This is a genomic window from Microvirga sp. CF3062, from assembly GCF_036314045.1.
Classification (GTDB): Bacteria; Pseudomonadota; Alphaproteobacteria; order Rhizobiales; family Beijerinckiaceae; genus Microvirga.
Window position 1 is genome coordinate 1 of the sequence record NZ_JAYGGN010000010.1, and the last position, 19,060, is coordinate 19,060.

Below are 19,060 nucleotides of genomic sequence, written 5' to 3' on the forward strand. Positions count from 1 at the left end.
GATGCCGACGGCACCGGCTCATCCGCTCAGATCCAGATCGCCACCCTCTCCAAAAACCTCAAGATGACCCACAAGGACTTCTTCGTCATCTAAGCAACAGGACCGAAGCTCAGGCGAGAGCCCCTGGGCCTGCGGTCTCGTGAGGCCCTGCCAGACACTCCCCTGGCAGGGCTTTTCATTATGCTATCCCAATAAGAGTTGCTGCTTGTTCCTGTCCCATTGCTCAAGCACAACGGCGTAGGATTGTAGCATGATCGGCAGAGATGCCGCGCTCAACCATCACCTCCACGAGATTTCTTAAGCTGCGATTTTAGGCTGAAGTAGAAACGGTACGATCTCGATCTCCTAGAAACTAGCTTCGCCGCCATCTTATCAGCGTCAAAGACGAGAGTGCCGCCCAGCTTTCACCGGGCGGCACATGCTTGATACGTTCTCGTCCGTTTAGATGACGAAGAAGTCGTCGAACTTGAGGGTCGTCTTGTTGTTGATTGTGGCGATCTTCACCTGGACCGAACCGCCGGTACCATCCTTGTCATAGTACAGCGCACCCGTCTTCTTGTCGTAGACAATCCGATCCTCTCGGTCTTGAGCCCTTTTGCCCTCTACGAACATGTCGGACTTGAACTTCTTTGGACGAGCTGCCGTGCCGGAGCCTAACTTGGTGAAAATCGCATTATCGAGATGGAACGTGTCATCCTTGGACTTGAAGTCGTAGATCTTGTCCACGTTCTTGGTCTTGTTCAACCGCGTATCGAACACGAAGGTGTCCCGGCCTGTGCCGCCATAGAGCTTATCGTTGCCGAGCATGCCGTAAATCATGTCGTTGCCGCCATTGCCCTTCAGGGTGTTCGCGACTGCATTGCCTTTCAGGACGTTGTTGCCATTCGTCCCCTGCACATTGAAGGTGAAGCCATCCGCCACGGTGATGTTGAACGAGCCGCGCAGGTTGTTCGGGTCAAGCTGAACGGACGTCACGACCGTGTTGTTGCCGAGATAGTCTTCGACCACGTCCCCAACGTTGTCGACAACGTAGACGTCGTCCCCTGCTCCACCCATCATCGTATCAGCACCGACACCGCCATCGATCCAGTTACCGGCCGCATTGCCGGTGATCCTGTTGTTGAGCTCGTTGCCAGTCAACATAAGAGCAGCGCCGCCAGTACCCTCCAGATCTTGGAGATTGGCGCCGAGGGTATAATGCGTATCGGTGAAGACCTTGTCATTGCCTGCATTGGCCCCTTCGATGATTACGTCCCCGGCGCTGACATAGTAGACATCGTCGCCATTGCCGCCCTGCAGAACGTTGGCGGCGCCGTTGCCGATAAGCGTGTCCCCAAACTGCGAGCCGATGACGTTCTCGACCTCCGCGTAGGTATCGTCTTGTGCCTCGCTGCCGGAGCCGCTGCCGGTGGCGAGATCGACCTTCACGGCACCCCCGGCGGCCGAGTAATCGACCGTGTCGATTCCGCCTCCGCCATTCAGCACATTAGCCTTGGCATCGCCGATCAGCGTATCATTGAAGTTAGAGCCAATGGCATTCTCAATACTCACATAGGTGTCACCCTTAGTGATACCCTGAGCATGCCCGCCCGATCCAGACTTGGCCGCGAGGTTCACGACGACACCAGCATTTGAGCCTGCATACGAGACGGTGTCGTTTCCATCGCCGCCTTGGAGGGTATCTGCTCCTGCACGGCCTTCGAGAATATTGTCCAGATTATTACCAATGAGGATGTCATTGCCAGATCCGCTGATCAGGCCCTCGATCCCGTTGTAAGTATCCCCTACCGCCTCTTCTGTATTCGGACTTGGGTTCGTCTGGCTCGAGTTTACTAACGATACTGTCACGCCCGTTGTCGTGTTCTGGTAGGAAGCGAAATCGGTGCCGGCGCCACCTACAAAATCATCGGCACCCCCGCCGCCTTGAAGGGTGTCGCTGCCATCGCCACCATCCAAATAATCGTGAGCTGATCCGCCAATCAGCGAGTCGTCGCCCTTAAGACCCCTGAACTCGTTGTATTTGTTCCAACCAATTAAGGTATCGGCATAGTTGCTTCCAGAGAAAGCATTGATGTTTATGAAAACGTCATCTTTCGCTTCGCCAGTGCTTTTATTTTCGAGCAGATCAAGTGTGATGCCGACACCAGCTTCCGAATACTCGAAAGTCACACTATTAAAGCCGCCGCCGCCGTCGAGCGTATCGCCCACAGCACCTGCACCGCCATAGAGCCAATCATTGCCTTCAAAGCCAAAAATGTAATTTTTGCCAGCGTTACCACCTAAGACATCATCGCTACCTGTGCCATGCAATCTCTCGATGGATTCGTACTTATCACCGGCAGCATCACCTGTGTTGACGAAATCACCACCCAGACTCGCGGCAAGTCCCGCGCTACCAAAGTAGTCGGCAATATCGTTGCCTGAACCGCCGTTGAGAAGATCTGCATCTGCGCCGCCGTTGAGGATATCGTCTCCAGCATCGCCGTAGAGTTTATCATTACCGCCGAAGCCATACAAACTGTCGACGCCATGTTCGGAGCCGTAGTAAATATCGGCCCGCTCTGTTCCTTCGACTGTGACAGGAGCAATCCGCGGATCGACGATTGAAGTCATAATAGTTGACCCGCCCTTAGTAGGGTCATGCCACGTGATGGCCAGACGCCCATCTGCCATTTCAGAAATTGCGGGTGCTTTCTGTTGCGAAAACTCTTCTAACTTTAAATCGTTGATGAGAATTTTGCCGCCCAGAGGCAGAGTCCCGTCTGCATTAATGATTTGTACGAATATGTCGCCGAGATCGTCTCTACCATTCGGATTCGGCCTGGGAACTTTTTCGCTGAATATGACAGCAACTCTCCCACCCCTTAGTGCAGTTGCACCGACGAAGTCATCCTGGTTCAGTCCTTGAGATGTGATCTGAACACCGGTGTCGCTGATGGTGTCGAACTTTGCTCTGATAGTTGATCCGTCATTATAAATAACAACGAAATTACCTGTTGGAATGCCCGCATCATTTTTAAGAGCGACGACATCGGACCGCATTCCTGTGGCTTTTAGATCAACTTCGGTGAGGCTGGTACCACTGAGAGACATCACACGGTAATATTGCTTATTGCTTATAGAATAGCTGACCACAAACTGGTCGTCGCCTATGGCAGCAACATCGACGTATTTAGCAGTCGAAACAACTCCAACCGATTTCGCAGCGAGGATGATGCCATCTTCATTATGCACCGATAACTGAATGCCGCTACTTGTAGGGTAAGCTGTGACGAAACCACCATCCACCTTGTTTGCAACTGCAGGCCGGTCCCAATCACTTAGGGACTGCTTTGTCGCTAGGGTCTGCGTCTGTTGAACCGTCCCATCCGCTTTGAAGACACGGGATTTGACACTCCACTCATTCGCGCCGGCAGACTCCTGCCAACTCACGACAAAGTCGCCATCCGAACCGTAAGCTTGAATTTCTGAATCGTACTGTTTGTTGCCTGCTGTATCGACAGCCACTCTTGCGCCGTCCATTTGACCGGCGCCATCATATCGTTGGAGATAAATCCGACCTTCCAGCGAATCTGTCCAAGACACGACATAACCACCGTTCGGCAGATATGTAATATTGCTTTTAGCTAAACCGGACTTTGCAGAGACAACGCTCTCGTCGCGCCAAATCTTAAACGTCATATTTTATCCTTCTCTTGACAATTGGATTCCGATCCGCCTCTGGTCGAATCGGAATGCCAGCCCTCGTAGAGAATGAAATGGCACAAATGACGTTGCGTCTCCCTATCTGAACAACTAGGAAGATGCCGAGTAATGGTCTCTTATTGGATCGATGTGCGCTGGCGCACTCATTCCGCTGACTAAGTGGTACTTAGCCGGCCCCGCGATAGACGCTTTGTGGGAGGAGCAGCACAGAATTAAATTAGAGCGGATGGTTCATATTGTCGCGCTAAGCCTTTCGTTAGTCGCAACGTGCGAATTGAGCATCAACCGAACCCACATCGTGCCGTTCTGGCTCATGCACTCAAAGGCATACTATCGATCATGCTGTTCAAAGATCTATTTCTAGTGCTTTGCACCCTTCAGGAAGGCGCCTTAGATCTCGGCCGAGAATACATGTAAGCCTTGGCTCACCTCACGAGTGCATACTTCCAGTTGAACCTACGGCGATAGGTATTCAAAGATAATCAAAGTCCGACCTGACTGATCCAACGACTAGACGCGCAGCCCTTTCCGTTCACCCCAAATCACCGAAATGCTCCTGGGAATTTCGCACGGCGGGTGAGAGCCTGACCTCAGGCCTTCCTAAGGGGAGGCTCCAATCAGAGACCTTTGTTGCTCGGTCCAAGCGAGCGGAGCATCGATGAGTCTCGACAGCCCCGCTCCGTATGGCAGGCGGCCCTCGACGGCTGCCTTGACAATGGCCGGTGAGAGAAAAGCAAGATTAATCGTCATGCGCACGGACCGCTCGCTGCAAGCCTTCCGTGCTGCGATCGCATGTGTGTCCTTCACATCGCCACTGAGCAAATCATTCAGCCACTGCCTTGCCTTCGCAATAGCTTCAACAAGCCGTGCCCGCGTTTCCGACCGAAGGGGCCGCGTCGCACTAGTGGCTTCCACACCAATAATCTCACGCCGACACCGACGTGAGACCGGCGACCAAGGCACAATGATAGGTGCAAATTGTTCTTCGCCTTCTGATGCCCGGCGCACAATCTCAATCGTACCCCGCCTCACGATCACCCTATCGATGAGGGTTGCCATGAGTTCTGCACCACTAGCGTGATCTCTGTCTCCGTTGTTCTGAGAACATGCGCTGTTTCCGTCAGCGATGGCCTTCAGAACCATAGCCTCAAGATCAGGTGCTGGCACCCGCGAGACAGAGCCCGCTTCATCTTTACGTCCCTGCTGCAGGGCCGCCGAGGTGTAGTAGCGATAGCGCGCTCCACCCTTGTTGGATGTGGTCGGCGTCATGCGGTTGCCGCGGTCATCGAAGAGGAGTCCGACCAGAAGGGAGGATCGGTTGATGCGCGGCGTGCCCCGGTTGTGGGCTTTCACTGAGAGTTCATCTTGAACGGCGTCGAACAGGTGGCGCGACACAATCGGCTCCTGCTCGCCAGGATAGTGCTGCCCTTTGTGGATCACCTCACCGACGTAAGTTCGGTTGCGCAGCAGATAGGCCAGCGGCCCCTTCGTGAAAGCAATCCCGCCACGGATCGAGCCATCCCGTCGGCGGGACACCTTGGTGACGATGCCGCGCTCGCGCAGATCCCGAGCCAGAGCGGTCAGACACTTCAGCTCCAGGTATCGGCTGAAGATCAGACGCACCTGCTCGGCCTCGGGCTCATGCACGACGAGCTTCTTGTCTTTCACTTGGTAGCCGAGCGGCACTGGGCCGCCCATGCGCATGCCCTTCTTCTTGCTGGCCGCGATTTTGTCCCGGATGCGCTCGCCGGTGACCTCACGCTCGAACTGCGCGAACGACAGCAGCACGTTCAGGGTCAGCCGACCCATGCTGGACGTCGTATTGAAGCTCTGGGTGACGGACACGAACGAGACCTGGTGCCCGTCAAAGAGCTCAACCAGCTTGGCGAAGTCAGCCAGGGAGCGGGTCAGTCGATCGACCTTGTAGACGACGATGACATCAACCTGCCCCTGGCGAATGGCCGCGAGCAGCTGCTGGAGCGCAGGCCTGTTCATTGACCCGCCTGAGAAGCCGCCATCATCATAGCGGGCCGGCAGCAGCGTCCAGCCCTCATGCTTCTGGCTGGTGATGTAGGCCTCACAGGCTTCCCGCTGCGCATCCAGCGAGTTGAACTCCTGCTCGAGCCCATACTCTGTCGAAACCCGGGTGTAGACCGCACAGCGCAGCCGCTTCGCGGCTTTTGTTGTCATAGGTTCTCCCCGCCTGCCCGGCCCCTCTCCAGCTTGTCGCGAAGGCCAAAGAAGCGAGGTCCGTTCCAGCGCGTGCCGGTGATCAGGCGAGCAACTTCGGACAGGCTGCTGTAGGTAATTCCCTGCCATGCAAAGCCCTCCTGTGTGACCGTCACGCGATGCATGGTTCCGTTGAACTCGCGGGCGAGGAGCGTGCCGGGTTTGAGCCCGGTGTTTGTGGGTACGGGTGGAATGGTGGAGGCGCTTTGACATTCTGCCTCCCGTGCTCTGCCTTGCGCTTTGCACTCTCACGAGCAGTACGGTTGAGATACCGCACTGTCTCGCGATCAAGATCACCGTAGGCGCGCGCCTGCAGCCGATAGGCGAGCAGGCGCAGCAGAAGAGGTCGAGACAGCTGAGGTGGCTGAGTGCGCAGAAGCTTGCGCCAACACACCCGCAGGTCCTGAAGGTGAAGAGTGCTCAACTCAGCAAGCTGTTGATCGACACTGATCTGGCAAGCGGCGTCAGCAGCGGTTTGCCGATGATCGGGAGATTTGAAGTAGGTGTCCATCAGCACACCTCCTCGGCAGCAGTGTCGACCCGGTAGATGGATCCAGCCGTGCTGATTGCTCGTGTGAGATGATAACCCTTTCTGCGCAGGCCCGTGAGGGCAGCCCGGGTGGTGTGGGGCAGCCAGCCTGTGGCGGCCATCATGTCGTTGATGGTGGCCCCCTGTTCCCGGCTCACGAGCTGCAGCAGAAGGTCCTGCTTGGTGCCTGCTCTTGGGGCAGCCTGATGTTGAGGTGGGATGGCAGGCTGATCATCGGGTGTAGCCTCATGGTCGGACTGCTCAGTCGGATCAAGGCCGAGTGCCGCCAGACCAGCGGCCGTGATCCGCAGCCCGATGAGTTGGCCTGCCTCATCTATGCGCCAATGTGGCTGCTGAGCGGAGACGAGCCGCTCCTCGACCAGTCTCCGGCGGATCAGGGATGCCAAGGCACTCTGGACCGCCCTGCCCTTCGGCGTTGCAGGCGGGGTGACGAGGTGTTCCGCGTGCTGAGCGGCAGCGCTGAGCAGGACGAGTTGGGTATCGGTGAGGGTCATAGAGGATCCTTGTGGTGTTACGACGGTCTTCGCCGTCACCACCGCAGCCCCGCGTGCGGCCAAAAGCCTGCGGGGCACCGAATCCCTTGGGCTCACCGGCCTGTCAGGACACCCCCATCACTGCTTGGAGGGCAGCTGAAGTCCAGTCGGAGATACAGGAATGTTGCTTCGACTGGCTGGCTCATCCCCAAGCCAAGATCGATTCGGCTCGGCGGTGCGAACCCCAGTCTTTAAAATCAGCGAACCAGTCTCTGAGCGTGGGCCAACTATGAGCTGGAAAGGGCAATTGTCAGCTGGGAGAATTAGGCCAGACACGGCCCACAGGAGGACCCAGATTATTTACTGGAGACTCGGGTCTGTGCCAGCTGATCTCAACTAAGCCTTTGATATCAGGCCTGTCTCTGGCACCATCTGGAAACAGCGCGGGATCGGGAGAATGGGTGGTGGGCCCGGCAGGACTTAAACCTTCTCACCCTGCAAGTACCTGACGAACCAAGAGGTTTTTTCTGAGGCCGGCTCATGTTTGAGTCGAATGTGACCAGGAATGTGTACGAACCCATCCAAGGCATTGTCAACGGTTGACGGTTGACACTACCTCCAGCGCAGCAACCAAGCGAGGGAAAGCTCTCGCGCCTGACGAGATTGCTACCTCTTGGAGAGGCGCTACGCTCTCGTACTCCGTACCTGCCATCCGGTCCGCTGACATCGACCTGAGGCAGGTGAAGTCGGGCCGTTCAGTCATACTCCTCGACCGAAGGCGCCATCTGGAGTGTCGGCGCGGTGGTCCACCCTTGCCGATCTTGCATTCCATGGACGAAACGGGTCGTATTCCCACGCGTCACAGTTGGATTGAGGCCGCGTCTCACCAACGCGTTGACGACGACCTGTCGAGGATGGGTGGGATCATTGGCACCAGCCGATATTATACATCCTGCTGGATGAAACTGGCCTGGCAGAAGCACAGGACCGACAAGCCGATTAAGAACGCCTGGTGACACATTATTTCGGCTCCCATGGTGGGGCACCTGGAATAGGCTCAGGGAGTGGCCGAGCGGTAGCCCAACGGCGTCGGCATAATTGGCTGCTGCCGTCAGGCCCACAATACCCGCATCGGCTGTGAGCAGAATCGGTCCCGCTCCAAGATCCCCGTACAGCACGACGGAGCTTTCGTTCTCCGCTGCCGTCGTGCCGGCCTCGCGAAGCGTCTCGGTCCACCAATCCTCTTGTACCGCGTAGCGGATTGCTTGACTGAAGCGTCGGCCAACTCCCGAAATGAGGTGGCCGAGTGCTGCAAGGATCCCTCCGTCGTATTGCGGAGTGTCGCGGAACTGAGGAAGCAGTCCGTCGTACATCGCCAGCGTTGGCGAGAGCACTGTAAACGGCCCGATCCGGGCACCCTGAAATGGTCCATCGATCTGGGTGCCCTGAGCCGTAGCCAAGTTAATCAACTCCTCGACCACCGGGTACGCTCGCCGCAGGGCATTAGCCAGGTTTTCGACCTTCCACCGATCACTCCGGAAGAGATGAATAATCCTTGCGGCATGAAAGTGCGGGACGTGGAGCCAGAGTTGGCCAACGCTCATTTCCGATAGAATAACCCGAAGACCACTTATGTGATCGTTATCGGGATGTGTACTGACCACGTAGTCGACGTGATTGGTTCCGTAGAAACTACGAATGTGATCACGGACCTCTTCTCCGGTTGCTTGATACCCGCCATCAATCACCATTACTCGCCAGGCAGATCGGTCCCAGTATCGGAGCGTAATCGCGTCCCCGGATCGTTCGCCGTCGCCGACTGGGTGAAACTCTATTTCGTAAGGCATCGATACTCCCAACACTGGAGAACATCTATATAGAGGGCCGGTTGGCTGATTTCGCTGGGGCAGCATATGCAGGCTGTGGATACCTATGACTACCGAGCGCGGCACCTTCCCGTTGTCTTGGCGGGACTGCCCGTGCTCTGGACATTGGCGATTGTCATCGTGGACTTTGGCTTGTCGCTTTCTTGGCCGCTCTTAACCGCCTCAGGCGTCACAGCAGCCGTATTCATGCTGTTTGGACGCTTCGCCCGGGCCAAGGGCCGTGAGGTTCAAGTGAACCTGTCCAAGGATTGGGGTGGCATGCCCGCGACGGCAATGCTGCGGCATCGTGATACCCGCTTGAATCCGCATACGAAGGCTCTCTACCACGAACGCATACGGGCGCTCGGGCAGCCATTCAGGATGCCGACCCGTGAGGAAGAGGACGTCGACCCAGCCTCCGCCGACAACCTCTACGGAGCTGCGGTGGATGAACTGAGGCGGCGTGCCAAGGCCGGGGACAACAAGGCCGTTGCCCGCGAAAATGTCGGATATGGATTTGCCAGAAACCTTTACGGCCTCAAACCCTACGCCCTTGGACTCGCCGGGCTGTGCTTCATAGCCCTTGCTGCCTTGGCGCTGTGGCGTTCTGGTGGCGCCTTGGCCGCGGTGCGTCCTATCGATGCCCTCGCACTTGCCGCACTGGTCGGCTATGCAGGGGTGTTCGCATTGATCGTAACACCATCATTCGTCCGGCATCATGCCGAAGGATATTCTGCGGCGCTTCTCGAAACGGCCGCAACTCTGCCAGCACGTCCCCGCCGCACAAAGTCGAAATCGACAGATCCCGCATGAGGGAGCCGATCGTCAATGCAGAAAGAAACGCGCGTAATTATAAGCCTGTAAGTCGGAGGCTCCGGGTCGGCTCGGACTCAGGAAGTCGGACTCCGCTCATCCAGAATGTCCGCTAGTCAGGAGACTACGTGGGCCAGTGCCGCGTCGTGTTGGCCACCCGGCAAGCCTGCCAGGCGGCGGTCGGTCTCCGGAAGGGTTGGCTGCCATCGCAGCGATGATCCGCCGTCCGGACTCCCGCCATCGCCGGAGGCAATCGCTTGGTCGGACGCGCACGGCGGCAGCAAGGCGGGACCAGCCGTCTGCCTCGATCGTCTCGAAAAAGGCTTGCAAGGCCACATCGGCAGCGACGCCAATGCGGTTGCCAAGGACCGGGCACCACAGGGCACCCGGCTTGCGCAGACACCGTCGGTACTGGGCCGTGCTGGCCGTCCGTTCGTCGCAGTACAGCCACGCGCCCAAGGCGGGCTCGTAGCGTACCCACTCGGCAGCGGGAACACGTCCGGCCGCTCTTTCGATCACGTACCGCCGCAGCAGCAGGGCCTCCGCATCCCACATACCCATTATTCCAGCACCGGTGCCAAGTCATTGGTGGCCGGATGAGGGTCGGACTTGAGAGGCTCGGACAAAGTGGACTGATTGCGCTTGGCATTGCGGTGCTCAATCCTGGCCAGCTCCTCGCGCCCGAGAGTGCGGAAACGCGAAAGCTCCGGGACGACATCTGCCGTCTCTGATGTCGCGAGTTCAGCGCGCTGGTCGTCATCCAGGTAGCTTGTAACAAAGGCCCGGAGTTCGGGCGGCAGCCTGCCAAGCCCAGCGGGGTCGCCCTGCGCCGCAGCACGCAAGGATTCAGCCTCGCGGGTGCCGACCCGCACTAGGCTCATGGTCTGGGTGTGCACTTCAGTGGTCGCCTGTTCCCGCTCCCACATCCGCCGTACCGAGTCGGACGGCTTACATCCTTCAAGTTGGACGCCGTGACGTTGCGCCTCGATCCAGATGCGATCCTGGTCCCGTTGTGACCATCTGCCTGTCAGTTCTGCGGCCCCACCCCAGGCTTCCTTCGCCTTGATAATAGTCGCACGGATCGCTTCATCGGAGACTGGGCCATGGATTTCCATGTGATCGCCTGTGTCCCTGATCCGGGAGGTCCCGGCCTGCACCCAACAGCCGTCCGGTGCGGCGGTAGCCGAGTAGCCCCGATCCTGCCACCAGTGGACCAGCGCCTCAGCCTGTATCTCGGTCAGGCGTTCGCGGCGCGGAGCATCAGGGCTGCGAGCGATCGTGGTGGTTCGCTCCAGGCGCTGGGTTTCCCAATCACCCGCTTCAGCAAGTGCAGCCGCTAGGGCATCTGCGCGGCCGCGTGTACCCCACGTCCGGACGATTTTGCCGGACCCGTCGATCTCGCACCAGCCGCCATCCCGCAGCAGAATGCGTGTTGTAGGCTGGCCAGGTGAAGGCTGCTTGATCATATGCAGGTCATCGCGCCACGCCGACGCATCGAACCCCTGTGGAGCAGCGTCGGCGAGGAGCTGTGCTTTGAAATCCAGTGCCCGCGCCGTCTTGAATCCTCGTGCCATGCTGTCCTCCCTCAGTGAATCGAGTTCATTGTGTGCCCTATGGCTGCCGGCGGCGAGCGCGGCTGCTTGAATCGTCAGATTGCCGATGTCGAGGCGGCCGAGGGCGGCGGCAGCGATCCGCGCGCGAACGCGGTGTCGAGCCGAGCGAGGATTTCGGATTGATGCCGCAAGACGTCCAGGGTCGAGGTAAGGAGGGCCTTGATCTCGTCCAGCGGGCTGCCCTCGGTCGGCTCCTCCTCGAGGAGTGACAGCAGCGGGTGCAGTCGAAGCACGTCCTCGCGCGTTGCTTGCTGTTCCTGGAACAGGTCGCGGGGTGTCAACGGAGCGGGTTTGTCGGTCATCTCGAACCTCCTCGATGGTGGGAACGGCGAGCCCGGCGAGCCGGGCGCGGACAGCGGCTGCCGTGATGCGGTCGCCGTCCCTCCGGGCGGCGGCCGACAGGCTGCGTGTAAGGGAATGGATTGATCCAGAACGGTCGACCAGGACAGGACCACGGTCGCCTTGGGCGAGCCGCAGGTTCATCATCTGCAAGGCCGCCGCGAAGCCGTGGCCGTTGTCGCTGGAGCGCCACGCGGCCAGTGTGCGGGTCCTCACCTCGGCGAGTGGGACCGCAGTACGTTCGGCCTGAGCGCGTTCGCGTGGGGTAGACTCGGCAATGCGAGGGTGGCCGGCAAGCAGTCCAGCCGCCTCCATCGCTTCGGCGACGTCGGCGCGGCCGTCCCTCCGCAATGCCGTCGCCACAGCTCTGTTGTGTTTGCCTTTCGTCCACGGCAAGCCACGCTCAAATTCCACGAGGCGAGATACTTTCTCTCTGCGCGCATGGTCGTGCCGCAAGTCGACAGTACGACCGTCCGGCCGAACCAGACTCCAGACCACGTGCCAGTGGGTGCGGCCGGCTTTTTCGTGGCGCACGCCGCACCGCGGAGAGTCTTCAAGTCCGAATTCCCGTTCGTAGTGCCTCATGAAAGCTTGCATCACCGCTTCCGGATCGTCGCAACCGGGCGGTGGATCAATGTGAACGTGATGCACAGGGCGATCGGTACGGCCGTGTGCGGCCGATGCAACCAATTCGCGGAGCTGCTCAGGGAGATCGGCGGCGGCGAGGTCGCGCGGCTCCATGACCTCGACATGCTGCCCACCCTTCCGCGACAGGAGATGACGAGCGAGAGCCGGGCCGCCTAGGCCCCGGGTCGCGCCGGCAATCATGATTTCCCCTCACCGTGTGCGCTCGCTGCGGCGCTGATATGACGTCGCAGGGCACTCGCGACTTCGACGAGCTGGGCCTGCAAGGACCGCAAGTCCCGCAGTACCAGTTCGGCATCCCCGTGGGCTGGATGTCCAGCCTCACGAAGCGCCCTCGCGAGTTGGATCGTCGCCCCGGAGCAAATGCCGACGGCACCGACTAGGCGCGCAACTACTGTCACATCCTCCGGTGGGATCGTAGTGGGCCTACGCCTTGGAGACGGCGGCAGTGAATGGATTTCACTATGAGCCGGGAGCGCACGAACAAGAACTGCGCGGACCCAGCCGGTCGGACTAATCCCCTCCGCCGTTGCAACGGCTTCCAAAGCCGCCGCATGATCGGGAATGAGACGGACATGGATCGCGCGGAGCGTCACGCTGCTGTCCTCTTTCCCTGCTCTGCACCGCGCGCTCGATGGGCTTGGAGCCAAAGCGCATGCACTTCCTTCCATCGGGCCTGAGCCGCATCACGTCTGGCTTCACTGACAAAACCGAGAAGGAAGTGATGCTCGGCAATCATCGCCTCATCGATGGCCTCTCTCATGAGGCCATCAAGAACCTCAATATCGGCGTCACACATCATTGCTTGTTCCTTTTACTGGCCGGATCGGCTGCCGTGGGGTCAACGGGGAGGCATGCCTCCCCTTGCCAGTTTGGGGATCTGCGGAGCGGATATCACCATGGCTGGCTATCCTACGGTGACTGCCGGCGAAGAACGGCACAAGCCATGGTGATATCGATAGCCGCCATCGTTCCTTCATCAGCGTGACGCTTGGCTGGAAGGATGCTTATAGCGCGAGCACCGCCCTGACTCTGATCTGCCATTGGGGCAGGCCCGTTCAAGGGCCGTGAGTTAAATTGGTTGAAAACCTCGCCCCAGATCGGGAGGAGTTGGTGAGGTTGACAAAGGCAGCGGGCCTTGATCGAGGGAACGTGACTTCCCTGAATTCCGCGCGGCGTGTTGAGTGACGGCATGCGACACCGACTGAAATCCTGGCTCGGCCTTCTCCCCTTCGCCTCAATCCTCATGGCGGCGCCTGCCACGGCCTCGCCGGAGCCGCACGCGGTCCTCGAGCTCTTCGTGAGCCAGGGCTGCTCGGCCTGCCGGCCCGCGAACGAGCTCATGGCGGAACTGGCCCGCGATCCAGGCCTCGTCGTGCTGAGTCTGCCCGTGAACTACTGGGACTACATGGGCTGGAAGGACACCCTGGCCGATCCACAGTTCACCGTGCGGCAGAAGGGGTACGCGCTCGCACGGGGCGTCCGCCGCGTCTACACGCCCGAACTGGTTGTCAGCGGCTTCCTGTCCTCCGTCGGCTCCGCGCGGGACCAGGTCATGGGCGCGATCCACCATGCCACCCACGGCCAGGCTCCCGTTCCCGTCGACGTGCGTGAGGAGGACGGCATGATCATGGTCGACGTCGGCGAGGGTGCCGGGGACGCCACGGCCTGGCTGTTGCCCGTCCGGCGGAAGATCGAGGTGCCGATTCATCGCGGGGAGAACGCAGGCAAGACGGAGACGTACGTGAACGTCGTCCGAGGGCTGATCTTCCTCGGGCCCTGGTCGGGGGCCCCGGCCAGCTTCCGGGTGCCGCTGGAGGCCATCGCGGTGCAGGAAGCCGATGCCTACGTGGTGCTGCTCCAGCAGTCGCAGGACGAAAAGCCCGGCCGGATCATTGGCGCGGCCAAGGGGTCGGGCCTGTAGGACTGCCGGTCACCACATTGGGAGTTGCCGGAATCCGCGAACGGCGCGAACTTGCGCGGAGTCATTCCGGAGGAACGCCATGAGAAAGCTCACCCTGGCCATTGCCGCAGCGGCTGGCTTCGTCGCCGCCCCGGCCCTCGCCTGCCCGATGCACCAGGCCGCGGCCCAGACCACGGGATCGACCGCCACGGCCGGCCCGATGATGTGCGGCACGCCGACGGCCACAGCCCAGGCCCAGCAGCCGGGTCAGACCACCCAGCCCGCTCAGCCGGGCCAGTCCGCAGGCGGCATGTGCCCGTGCTGCCGGAACATGGCCATGATGCAGCCCCAACAGCCGGGGGGCATGCAGGACATGCCCGGGATGCGGAGCATGCCCGACATGCAGCAGGGTGCGCCCACAAGTCCTCCGGCACCATCCCCGTCACCCGAGACGCCCAGGCGGAATTGATCCTCTGGGATTTCACCACGCCTGATCGAGCATTGCGACTGGCCGGGCTGAGCGGCCATGGCGGATCCGGTGGGCACGGACCTAGCGCGACGGCGTCAACGGCCTGCCTCGATCCGCGGTCCCCGCCTGATGCAGGACGGCCGTCGGGATGGCTCATGACGGGGCCATGCAGTGCGGACTACCGGGCACGGCCTAGTATCCTCGCTCGCCTCCCGGGGTTCGGAACCTTTCATGGCAGGCGAGACAGTGGCGCCGCACCACGGTGAATTGCTGACGCAGTGCGGGCAGGGTCCTTGTGCCTGCGGCCTCGACGAGCCTTTCTGTGGCGGCATCGTAGGCCCGGGTTAACTGCTGGAAGCCGTCCCGCTGTGTCCAGATCTCCGGACGGGCATAGGTGTGGCCCTGGTCGCTGCCGGGCGGGAACATGGCGTGGAGGTCGTGCGCGAGCGCATGGATGCGCTCCGCCCGGGCACGAAGGTCCGCATCATCCGGCGATGATGCCTTCAGGGCCCGGTCGAGGGCCTTGGCCTGGGCTGCGGTGTCCTCCATGGCCTTCATCCGCGCGGCCACGATCCCGGTCGCCTTCTCGTGGGCGACCGCTGTCCCGGCGACGAGCAGTGAGAGTGCCGCGAGCCTGAGGCGGAACCTTGTGGACGTGGCGGCCATGCGGGGGAACCTGGGTATGGGGAACGACCTTGCCCGAAAGTCACGTAGGCCAAGCCGTGGTGCCTTCAATGCCTGCCTGGCGCTGCCCGCCCAGCCCTATTTTCGCGTGTTCGCGATGACCTGCCTCAAGGGTTCGGCCCCGACCGCGCCGGCAATGACCTCGTTGCCGATGACGAAGCCGGGCGTGCCGTTGATCCCCAGCCGTTCCCCAAGCGTCATGTTCTCCTGGAGCGTGGCATCGATCTCGTTGTTTTGCAGGTCCTTTTCCAGGCGGGCCATGTCGAGGCCCATCTCCTTGGCCACGGCCTTGGCGGATTCCCCATTGGCCTGCCCGCGTCTCTCCATCAGCCTGGTGTGGAACTCGTAGGCCTTGTCGCCAGAGAGCTGGGACTTGGCCGCCAGTGCGACGCGGCTGGCCTCAACCGACCCTGGGCCGAGCACTGGGAAATCCTTGATCACCACCCGCAGCTTGGGATCGGCCTTGATGAGCGCCTTCACGTCGGCGACGGCCCGCTTGCAGTAGCCGCAGTTGTAGTCGAGGAACTCGACCATGGTGACGTCGCCCTGCGGGTTGCCGATCACGAAATCGCGGGGCGAGTTCTCGAGCTTGGCACGCTCGGAGGTCAGGACCTCCGCCCGGCCCGCCTGCTCGGCCTCCTGCTGCCGCTGCTGAAGCTCGGTGAAGGCCTCCTGCAACACCTCCGGGTTCTTGAGGAGATATTCCCGGATGACGCCTCCGATGGCGTCGCGCTGCTCCGGCGTGAAGGTAGCCGGCTGGGCCACCGCCTCCAGGGGTAGGACGAGCGCGGCGAGGAGCGCAACGCGTCGCATGACAGGGGCATTCAAGGGCATGGCAGGAGATCCTTGCGTTCGGGCCGTCCCGCTCGCGAGTCCGCGATGGGCGCGTCACCCACGTGCCGACTGCAAGCTCCCCGAGGACTACCGCTTCGGATCCGCGCTGTCGATCATGAGACCTGGCCTCCGACCCTGCGGAACGCCGTGCAGGCGGCATGCGGGGTTGGCCGACCCCCGGGATAGGCCGGAGGCCCGGAGCCGATCCAGTGAACGCCACGTCGCAGGTTCATCCAGCCGCCGCGGAGGTCACACTTCACAACCGGGGCGAACTGTGCCATTTTCTTGCAAATCACTTGCAACTGCAATAACGCCGGAGTTGACCATGGACGCCCGAGCCCCCGATCTTGACGACGGACTGACGGGCTGGCGCCAGCCGCGGCGGGACGCACCACTCTCGGAGGTCTATCGCACGGTGGCGGTGCCCCGGATCGGGGGCAACCTGCGCAAGCTTGCCGCGTTCGTGGGCCCGGGGTACCTCGTCTCCGTGGGCTACATGGACCCGGGCAACTGGGCGACCTCCATCGCCGGTGGCTCGAAGTTCGGCTACACGCTCCTTGTCGTTGCACTCGTTTCGAACATCATGGCCATCGTGCTGCAATCGCTCTGCGCGCGTCTCGGCATCGCGTCAGGACGTGATCTCGCTCAGGCCTGCCGCGATGCCTTTCCCAAGGCCATCGCCATGCCACTCTGGCTCCTAGCCGAGCTGGCCATCGTGGCGACCGACTTGGCGGAGGTGATCGGCACGGCCATCGGCCTCAACCTCCTGTTCGGGATCCCGCTCGAGATCGGCGTCATCATCACCGCACTCGACGTGTTCCTGATCCTCTACTTGCAGAGGCTCGGGTTCCGGTACCTGGAGGCCTTCGTGATCGCCTTGCTCGGCGTCATCGCCGTCTGCTTCGGCGTGCAGATCGCGCTGGCGGATCCGGATTGGGGCGGGGTGATCCGCGGGTTTGCTCCCACAACCCAGATCGTGACGAATCCAGAAATGCTCTACTTGGCGCTTGGCATCCTGGGCGCCACCGTAATGCCCCACAACCTCTACCTGCACTCGGCCATCGTGCAGACGCGTTCGTACGGGCGCTCACTGCCTGAGAAGCGCGAGGCGCTGAAGTTCGCCACCATCGACTCGACGGTCGCGCTGATGTTTGCGCTTTTCATCAATGCCTCGATCCTGATCCTCGCCGCGGCGGCATTCCACACAACCGGACGCCCCGAGGTGGCGGAACTCGGGGAAGCACACAGCCTCCTCTCACCGCTCCTGGGCGCCGCCATCGCGCCGACGCTGTTCGGCATCGCGCTTCTCTGCTGCGGCCTCAATTCAACGGTCACCGCGACCCTTGCCGGCCAGGCGGTTATGGAGGGCTTCCTCAACATCCGCCTGCCGGCGTGGCTGCGCCGTTTGGTCACCCGTTTGGTGGCGATTGTTCCGGCAGCCATCGTGACGATCTGGTACGGTGAGAGCGGCACCGCCCAGCTCTTGATCCTCAGCCAGGTCATCCTGAGCCTGCAACTCTCCTTCGCCGTGATCCCGCTCATCATGTTCACGTCAAGCAAGGCGAAGATGGGCGCACTCGTCGCTCCGGTGTGGCTCGTGGGCTTCGCGGGGATCATAGCCGCGGTGATCGTGACCTTGAACGTCAAGCTCCTGGTGGATTTTGTGGTAGGCTGACCTCGGCCACCTGGGAGTCAGTGCATATGACCAACAGGATTGAAGCTCAGATCCGGGCCAAGGGCCTCCGGCTTACGGGCCAGCGCAAGCTCATCGCGCAGGTTGTTGCCAGCGCCCACGACCATCCCGATGTTCCCGAACTGCACCGCCGCGTTGCCGAGGAGGACGATCGTATCTCCCTCGCGACTGTCTACCGGACCATGAAGCGTTTCGAAGAACTTGGCATCCTTGAGCGACATGAGTTTCGGGACGGGCGGGCGCGGTACGAACCAGCCGCAAAGCGGCACCACGACCACCTGATTGATGTGGATACGGGCACAGTGATCGAGTTCCGCTCCGAGGAGATCGAGCGGCTTCAGGCTGTGGTCGCGCGGGAACTCGGGTATGACCTCGTCGGCCACCGCCTGGAACTCTACGGCCGAAAGACGACCCGCGAAAGGGTTCCTGAACGCCGGGAAGCAATCGGCACCTGACTCGTCCATTGGGTGGTTTCCGCCGGACCTCAGCCCAACGTCGCAAGAGCCGGGAACGTCTCCAGGAGCCAGTACGACATGTTGGTGATCCAGCCCGTCAGGAAGGCGATCCCGGTCAGGACGAGGAGGACGCCCATGACCTTCTCCACCAAGGGAAAGCGCGAGCGCATCCGCTTCAGGAGCGCCACGAAGGGCTTCATCGCGAAAGCGGCGAGCAGGAAGGGAATGCCGAGGCCCGCCGAATAGGCAGCGAGCAGCAGGGCCCCCTGCGCGACGCTCTGCTCCGATCCGGCCACCGTCAGGATCGCGGCCAGCACCGGGCCGATGCAGGGCGTCCAGCCGAAGGCGAAGGCGAGTCCCATCACGTACGCGCCCCAGAGACCGACGGGCCTTGTCACGCTGAACCGTGCCTCGCGGTAGAACAGCCCGATCCGGAACACCCCGAGGAAGTGCAGCCCCATCACGATGATCGAGACCCCGGCAATGGTGCTCAGGACATCGAGGTATTGGCGGATCACTTGTCCGAGCGCCGAGGCGGTCGCGCCGAGCAGTATGAAGACCGTGGAAAAGCCCGCGACAAACAGGAGCGCGGCCAGAACCGCCCGCCAGCGAACGGCGCTGTCGCCCGCATTCAGCCGGTCGAAGGTTGTGCCCGCCAGGAACGATAGGTAGGGCGGCACCAGCGGCAGGACACAGGGGCTCAGGAAACTGATGAGGCCGCCGAGGACCGCAGCCGGAATCGAGACGCTGAGCATCGAACCTTCAATCTATCATGGGACCGCCGCACAAA

18 protein-coding genes and 1 pseudogene are annotated in these 19,060 nt (G+C 61.0%); 7 read left to right on the top strand and 12 right to left on the bottom strand.

The window, feature by feature from the left end:
- Positions 1 to 441: 441 nt before the first annotated feature.
- The 6 genes from VB618_RS16795 to VB618_RS16820 form a co-directional block, all read right to left on the bottom strand.
- A complete protein-coding gene (locus VB618_RS16795; RefSeq protein ID WP_329797878.1) occupies positions 442 to 3,681 on the bottom strand; it encodes a hypothetical protein in 3,240 nt (1,079 codons plus the stop codon).
- A 624-nt stretch (positions 3,682 to 4,305) separates the two neighbouring features.
- On the bottom strand, positions 4,306 to 5,895 hold the full coding sequence (locus VB618_RS16800; protein WP_329797879.1) for a recombinase family protein: 1,590 nt from the start codon (positions 5,893 to 5,895) through the stop codon (positions 4,306 to 4,308).
- Positions 5,892 to 6,050 (bottom strand): DUF2924 domain-containing protein, encoded by a 159-nt coding sequence (locus tag VB618_RS16805; RefSeq protein ID WP_442931834.1) that lies wholly within the window; start codon positions 6,048 to 6,050, stop codon positions 5,892 to 5,894. The genes VB618_RS16800 and VB618_RS16805 overlap by 4 nt, the downstream gene beginning before the upstream one ends.
- Positions 6,047 to 6,445, bottom strand: a complete 399-nt coding sequence (locus VB618_RS16810) for a DUF2924 domain-containing protein (RefSeq protein ID WP_329797880.1) — start codon at positions 6,443 to 6,445, stop codon at positions 6,047 to 6,049. The genes VB618_RS16805 and VB618_RS16810 overlap by 4 nt, the downstream gene beginning before the upstream one ends.
- On the bottom strand, positions 6,445 to 6,978 hold the full coding sequence (locus VB618_RS16815; RefSeq protein ID WP_329797881.1) for a DUF3489 domain-containing protein: 534 nt from the start codon (positions 6,976 to 6,978) through the stop codon (positions 6,445 to 6,447). Before VB618_RS16815 ends, VB618_RS16810 begins: the two co-directional genes overlap by 1 nt.
- 734 nt (positions 6,979 to 7,712) lie before the next feature.
- On the bottom strand, positions 7,713 to 8,804 hold the full coding sequence (locus VB618_RS16820; RefSeq protein ID WP_329797882.1) for a ComEC/Rec2 family competence protein: 1,092 nt from the start codon (positions 8,802 to 8,804) through the stop codon (positions 7,713 to 7,715).
- A 75-nt stretch (positions 8,805 to 8,879) separates the two neighbouring features.
- Here VB618_RS16820 and VB618_RS16825 point away from each other — a divergent pair, with 75 nt between their 5' ends.
- The gene (locus VB618_RS16825) at positions 8,880 to 9,635 is read left to right on the top strand and encodes a hypothetical protein (protein WP_329797883.1); all 756 of its coding nucleotides are present in this window, start codon (positions 8,880 to 8,882) and stop codon (positions 9,633 to 9,635) included.
- Between the two features lie 560 nt (positions 9,636 to 10,195).
- Here the strand turns inward: VB618_RS16825 and VB618_RS16830 are convergent.
- The 3 genes and pseudogenes from VB618_RS16830 to VB618_RS19835 all read right to left on the bottom strand — a co-directional run.
- The gene (locus VB618_RS16830; protein WP_329797884.1) at positions 10,196 to 11,209 is read right to left on the bottom strand and encodes an LPD7 domain-containing protein; all 1,014 of its coding nucleotides are present in this window, start codon (positions 11,207 to 11,209) and stop codon (positions 10,196 to 10,198) included.
- Positions 11,210 to 11,283: 74 nt separating this feature from the next.
- Positions 11,284 to 11,550: a hypothetical protein gene (locus VB618_RS16835; RefSeq protein WP_329797885.1), complete on the bottom strand. Its 267-nt coding sequence runs from the start codon at positions 11,548 to 11,550 to the stop codon at positions 11,284 to 11,286.
- 490 nt (positions 11,551 to 12,040) lie between these two features.
- Positions 12,041 to 12,415, bottom strand: a pseudogene (locus VB618_RS19835) (relaxase/mobilization nuclease domain-containing protein); the annotation flags it as partial.
- Positions 12,416 to 12,453: 38 nt separating this feature from the next.
- Between VB618_RS19835 and VB618_RS16845 the strand changes: the two are divergent.
- The 4 genes from VB618_RS16845 to VB618_RS16860 all read left to right on the top strand — a co-directional run bounded on the left by VB618_RS16845 (position 12,454) and on the right by VB618_RS16860 (position 14,604).
- A complete protein-coding gene (locus tag VB618_RS16845; protein ID WP_329797887.1) occupies positions 12,454 to 12,615 on the top strand; it encodes a hypothetical protein in 162 nt (53 codons plus the stop codon).
- Positions 12,616 to 12,887: 272 nt separating this feature from the next.
- Positions 12,888 to 13,220, top strand: coding sequence for a hypothetical protein (locus VB618_RS16850; RefSeq protein WP_329797888.1), 333 nt, complete (start codon positions 12,888 to 12,890; stop codon positions 13,218 to 13,220).
- Positions 13,221 to 13,424: 204 nt separating this feature from the next.
- Entirely contained in the window at positions 13,425 to 14,156 is a 732-nt protein-coding gene (locus tag VB618_RS16855) for a DUF1223 domain-containing protein (RefSeq protein WP_329797889.1), read from the top strand.
- A gap of 79 nt (positions 14,157 to 14,235) precedes the next feature.
- Positions 14,236 to 14,604, top strand: coding sequence for a hypothetical protein (locus VB618_RS16860; protein WP_329797890.1), 369 nt, complete (start codon positions 14,236 to 14,238; stop codon positions 14,602 to 14,604).
- A 192-nt stretch (positions 14,605 to 14,796) separates the two neighbouring features.
- Here VB618_RS16860 and VB618_RS16865 read toward each other — a convergent pair whose 3' ends face one another.
- Positions 14,797 to 15,270: a c-type cytochrome gene (locus tag VB618_RS16865; protein ID WP_329797891.1), complete on the bottom strand. Its 474-nt coding sequence runs from the start codon at positions 15,268 to 15,270 to the stop codon at positions 14,797 to 14,799.
- 96 nt (positions 15,271 to 15,366) lie between these two features.
- Positions 15,367 to 16,122 (bottom strand): DsbA family protein, encoded by a 756-nt coding sequence (locus tag VB618_RS16870; RefSeq protein WP_329797892.1) that lies wholly within the window; start codon positions 16,120 to 16,122, stop codon positions 15,367 to 15,369.
- A gap of 325 nt (positions 16,123 to 16,447) precedes the next feature.
- Here VB618_RS16870 and VB618_RS16875 point away from each other — a divergent pair, with 325 nt between their 5' ends.
- Positions 16,448 to 17,797: an Nramp family divalent metal transporter gene (locus VB618_RS16875; RefSeq protein WP_329797894.1), complete on the top strand. Its 1,350-nt coding sequence runs from the start codon at positions 16,448 to 16,450 to the stop codon at positions 17,795 to 17,797.
- Positions 17,798 to 17,823: 26 nt separating this feature from the next.
- Entirely contained in the window at positions 17,824 to 18,270 is a 447-nt protein-coding gene (locus VB618_RS16880) for a Fur family transcriptional regulator (RefSeq protein WP_329797895.1), read from the top strand.
- 29 nt (positions 18,271 to 18,299) lie between these two features.
- Here VB618_RS16880 and VB618_RS16885 read toward each other — a convergent pair whose 3' ends face one another.
- Positions 18,300 to 19,025, bottom strand: a complete 726-nt coding sequence (locus VB618_RS16885; protein WP_329797896.1) for a cytochrome c biogenesis CcdA family protein — start codon at positions 19,023 to 19,025, stop codon at positions 18,300 to 18,302.
- Positions 19,026 to 19,060: the final 35 nt, after the last annotated feature.

Bases quoted from the DNA above. Each gene is read 5' to 3' on its own strand.
- VB618_RS16820 (WP_329797882.1), bottom strand. From the start codon at position 8,804: ATGCCTTACGAAATAGAGTTTCACCCAGTCGGCGACGGCGAACGATCC.
- VB618_RS16850 (WP_329797888.1), top strand. From the start codon at position 12,888: ATGCACTTCCTTCCATCGGGCCTGAGCCGCATCACGTCTGGCTTCACT.
- VB618_RS16865 (WP_329797891.1), bottom strand. From the start codon at position 15,270: ATGGCCGCCACGTCCACAAGGTTCCGCCTCAGGCTCGCGGCACTCTCA.
- VB618_RS16870 (WP_329797892.1), bottom strand. From the start codon at position 16,122: ATGCCCTTGAATGCCCCTGTCATGCGACGCGTTGCGCTCCTCGCCGCG.
- VB618_RS16815 (WP_329797881.1), bottom strand. From the start codon at position 6,978: ATGACCCTCACCGATACCCAACTCGTCCTGCTCAGCGCTGCCGCTCAG.
- VB618_RS16835 (WP_329797885.1), bottom strand. From the start codon at position 11,550: ATGACCGACAAACCCGCTCCGTTGACACCCCGCGACCTGTTCCAGGAA.
- VB618_RS16860 (WP_329797890.1), top strand. From the start codon at position 14,236: ATGAGAAAGCTCACCCTGGCCATTGCCGCAGCGGCTGGCTTCGTCGCC.
- VB618_RS16885 (WP_329797896.1), bottom strand. From the start codon at position 19,025: ATGCTCAGCGTCTCGATTCCGGCTGCGGTCCTCGGCGGCCTCATCAGT.
- VB618_RS16845 (WP_329797887.1), top strand. From the start codon at position 12,454: ATGACGTCGCAGGGCACTCGCGACTTCGACGAGCTGGGCCTGCAAGGA.
- VB618_RS16855 (WP_329797889.1), top strand. From the start codon at position 13,425: ATGCGACACCGACTGAAATCCTGGCTCGGCCTTCTCCCCTTCGCCTCA.
- VB618_RS16880 (WP_329797895.1), top strand. From the start codon at position 17,824: ATGACCAACAGGATTGAAGCTCAGATCCGGGCCAAGGGCCTCCGGCTT.
- VB618_RS16795 (WP_329797878.1), bottom strand. From the start codon at position 3,681: ATGACGTTTAAGATTTGGCGCGACGAGAGCGTTGTCTCTGCAAAGTCC.
- VB618_RS16830 (WP_329797884.1), bottom strand. From the start codon at position 11,209: ATGGCACGAGGATTCAAGACGGCGCGGGCACTGGATTTCAAAGCACAG.
- VB618_RS16800 (WP_329797879.1), bottom strand. From the start codon at position 5,895: ATGACAACAAAAGCCGCGAAGCGGCTGCGCTGTGCGGTCTACACCCGG.
- VB618_RS16875 (WP_329797894.1), top strand. From the start codon at position 16,448: ATGGACGCCCGAGCCCCCGATCTTGACGACGGACTGACGGGCTGGCGC.
- VB618_RS16810 (WP_329797880.1), bottom strand. From the start codon at position 6,445: ATGGACACCTACTTCAAATCTCCCGATCATCGGCAAACCGCTGCTGAC.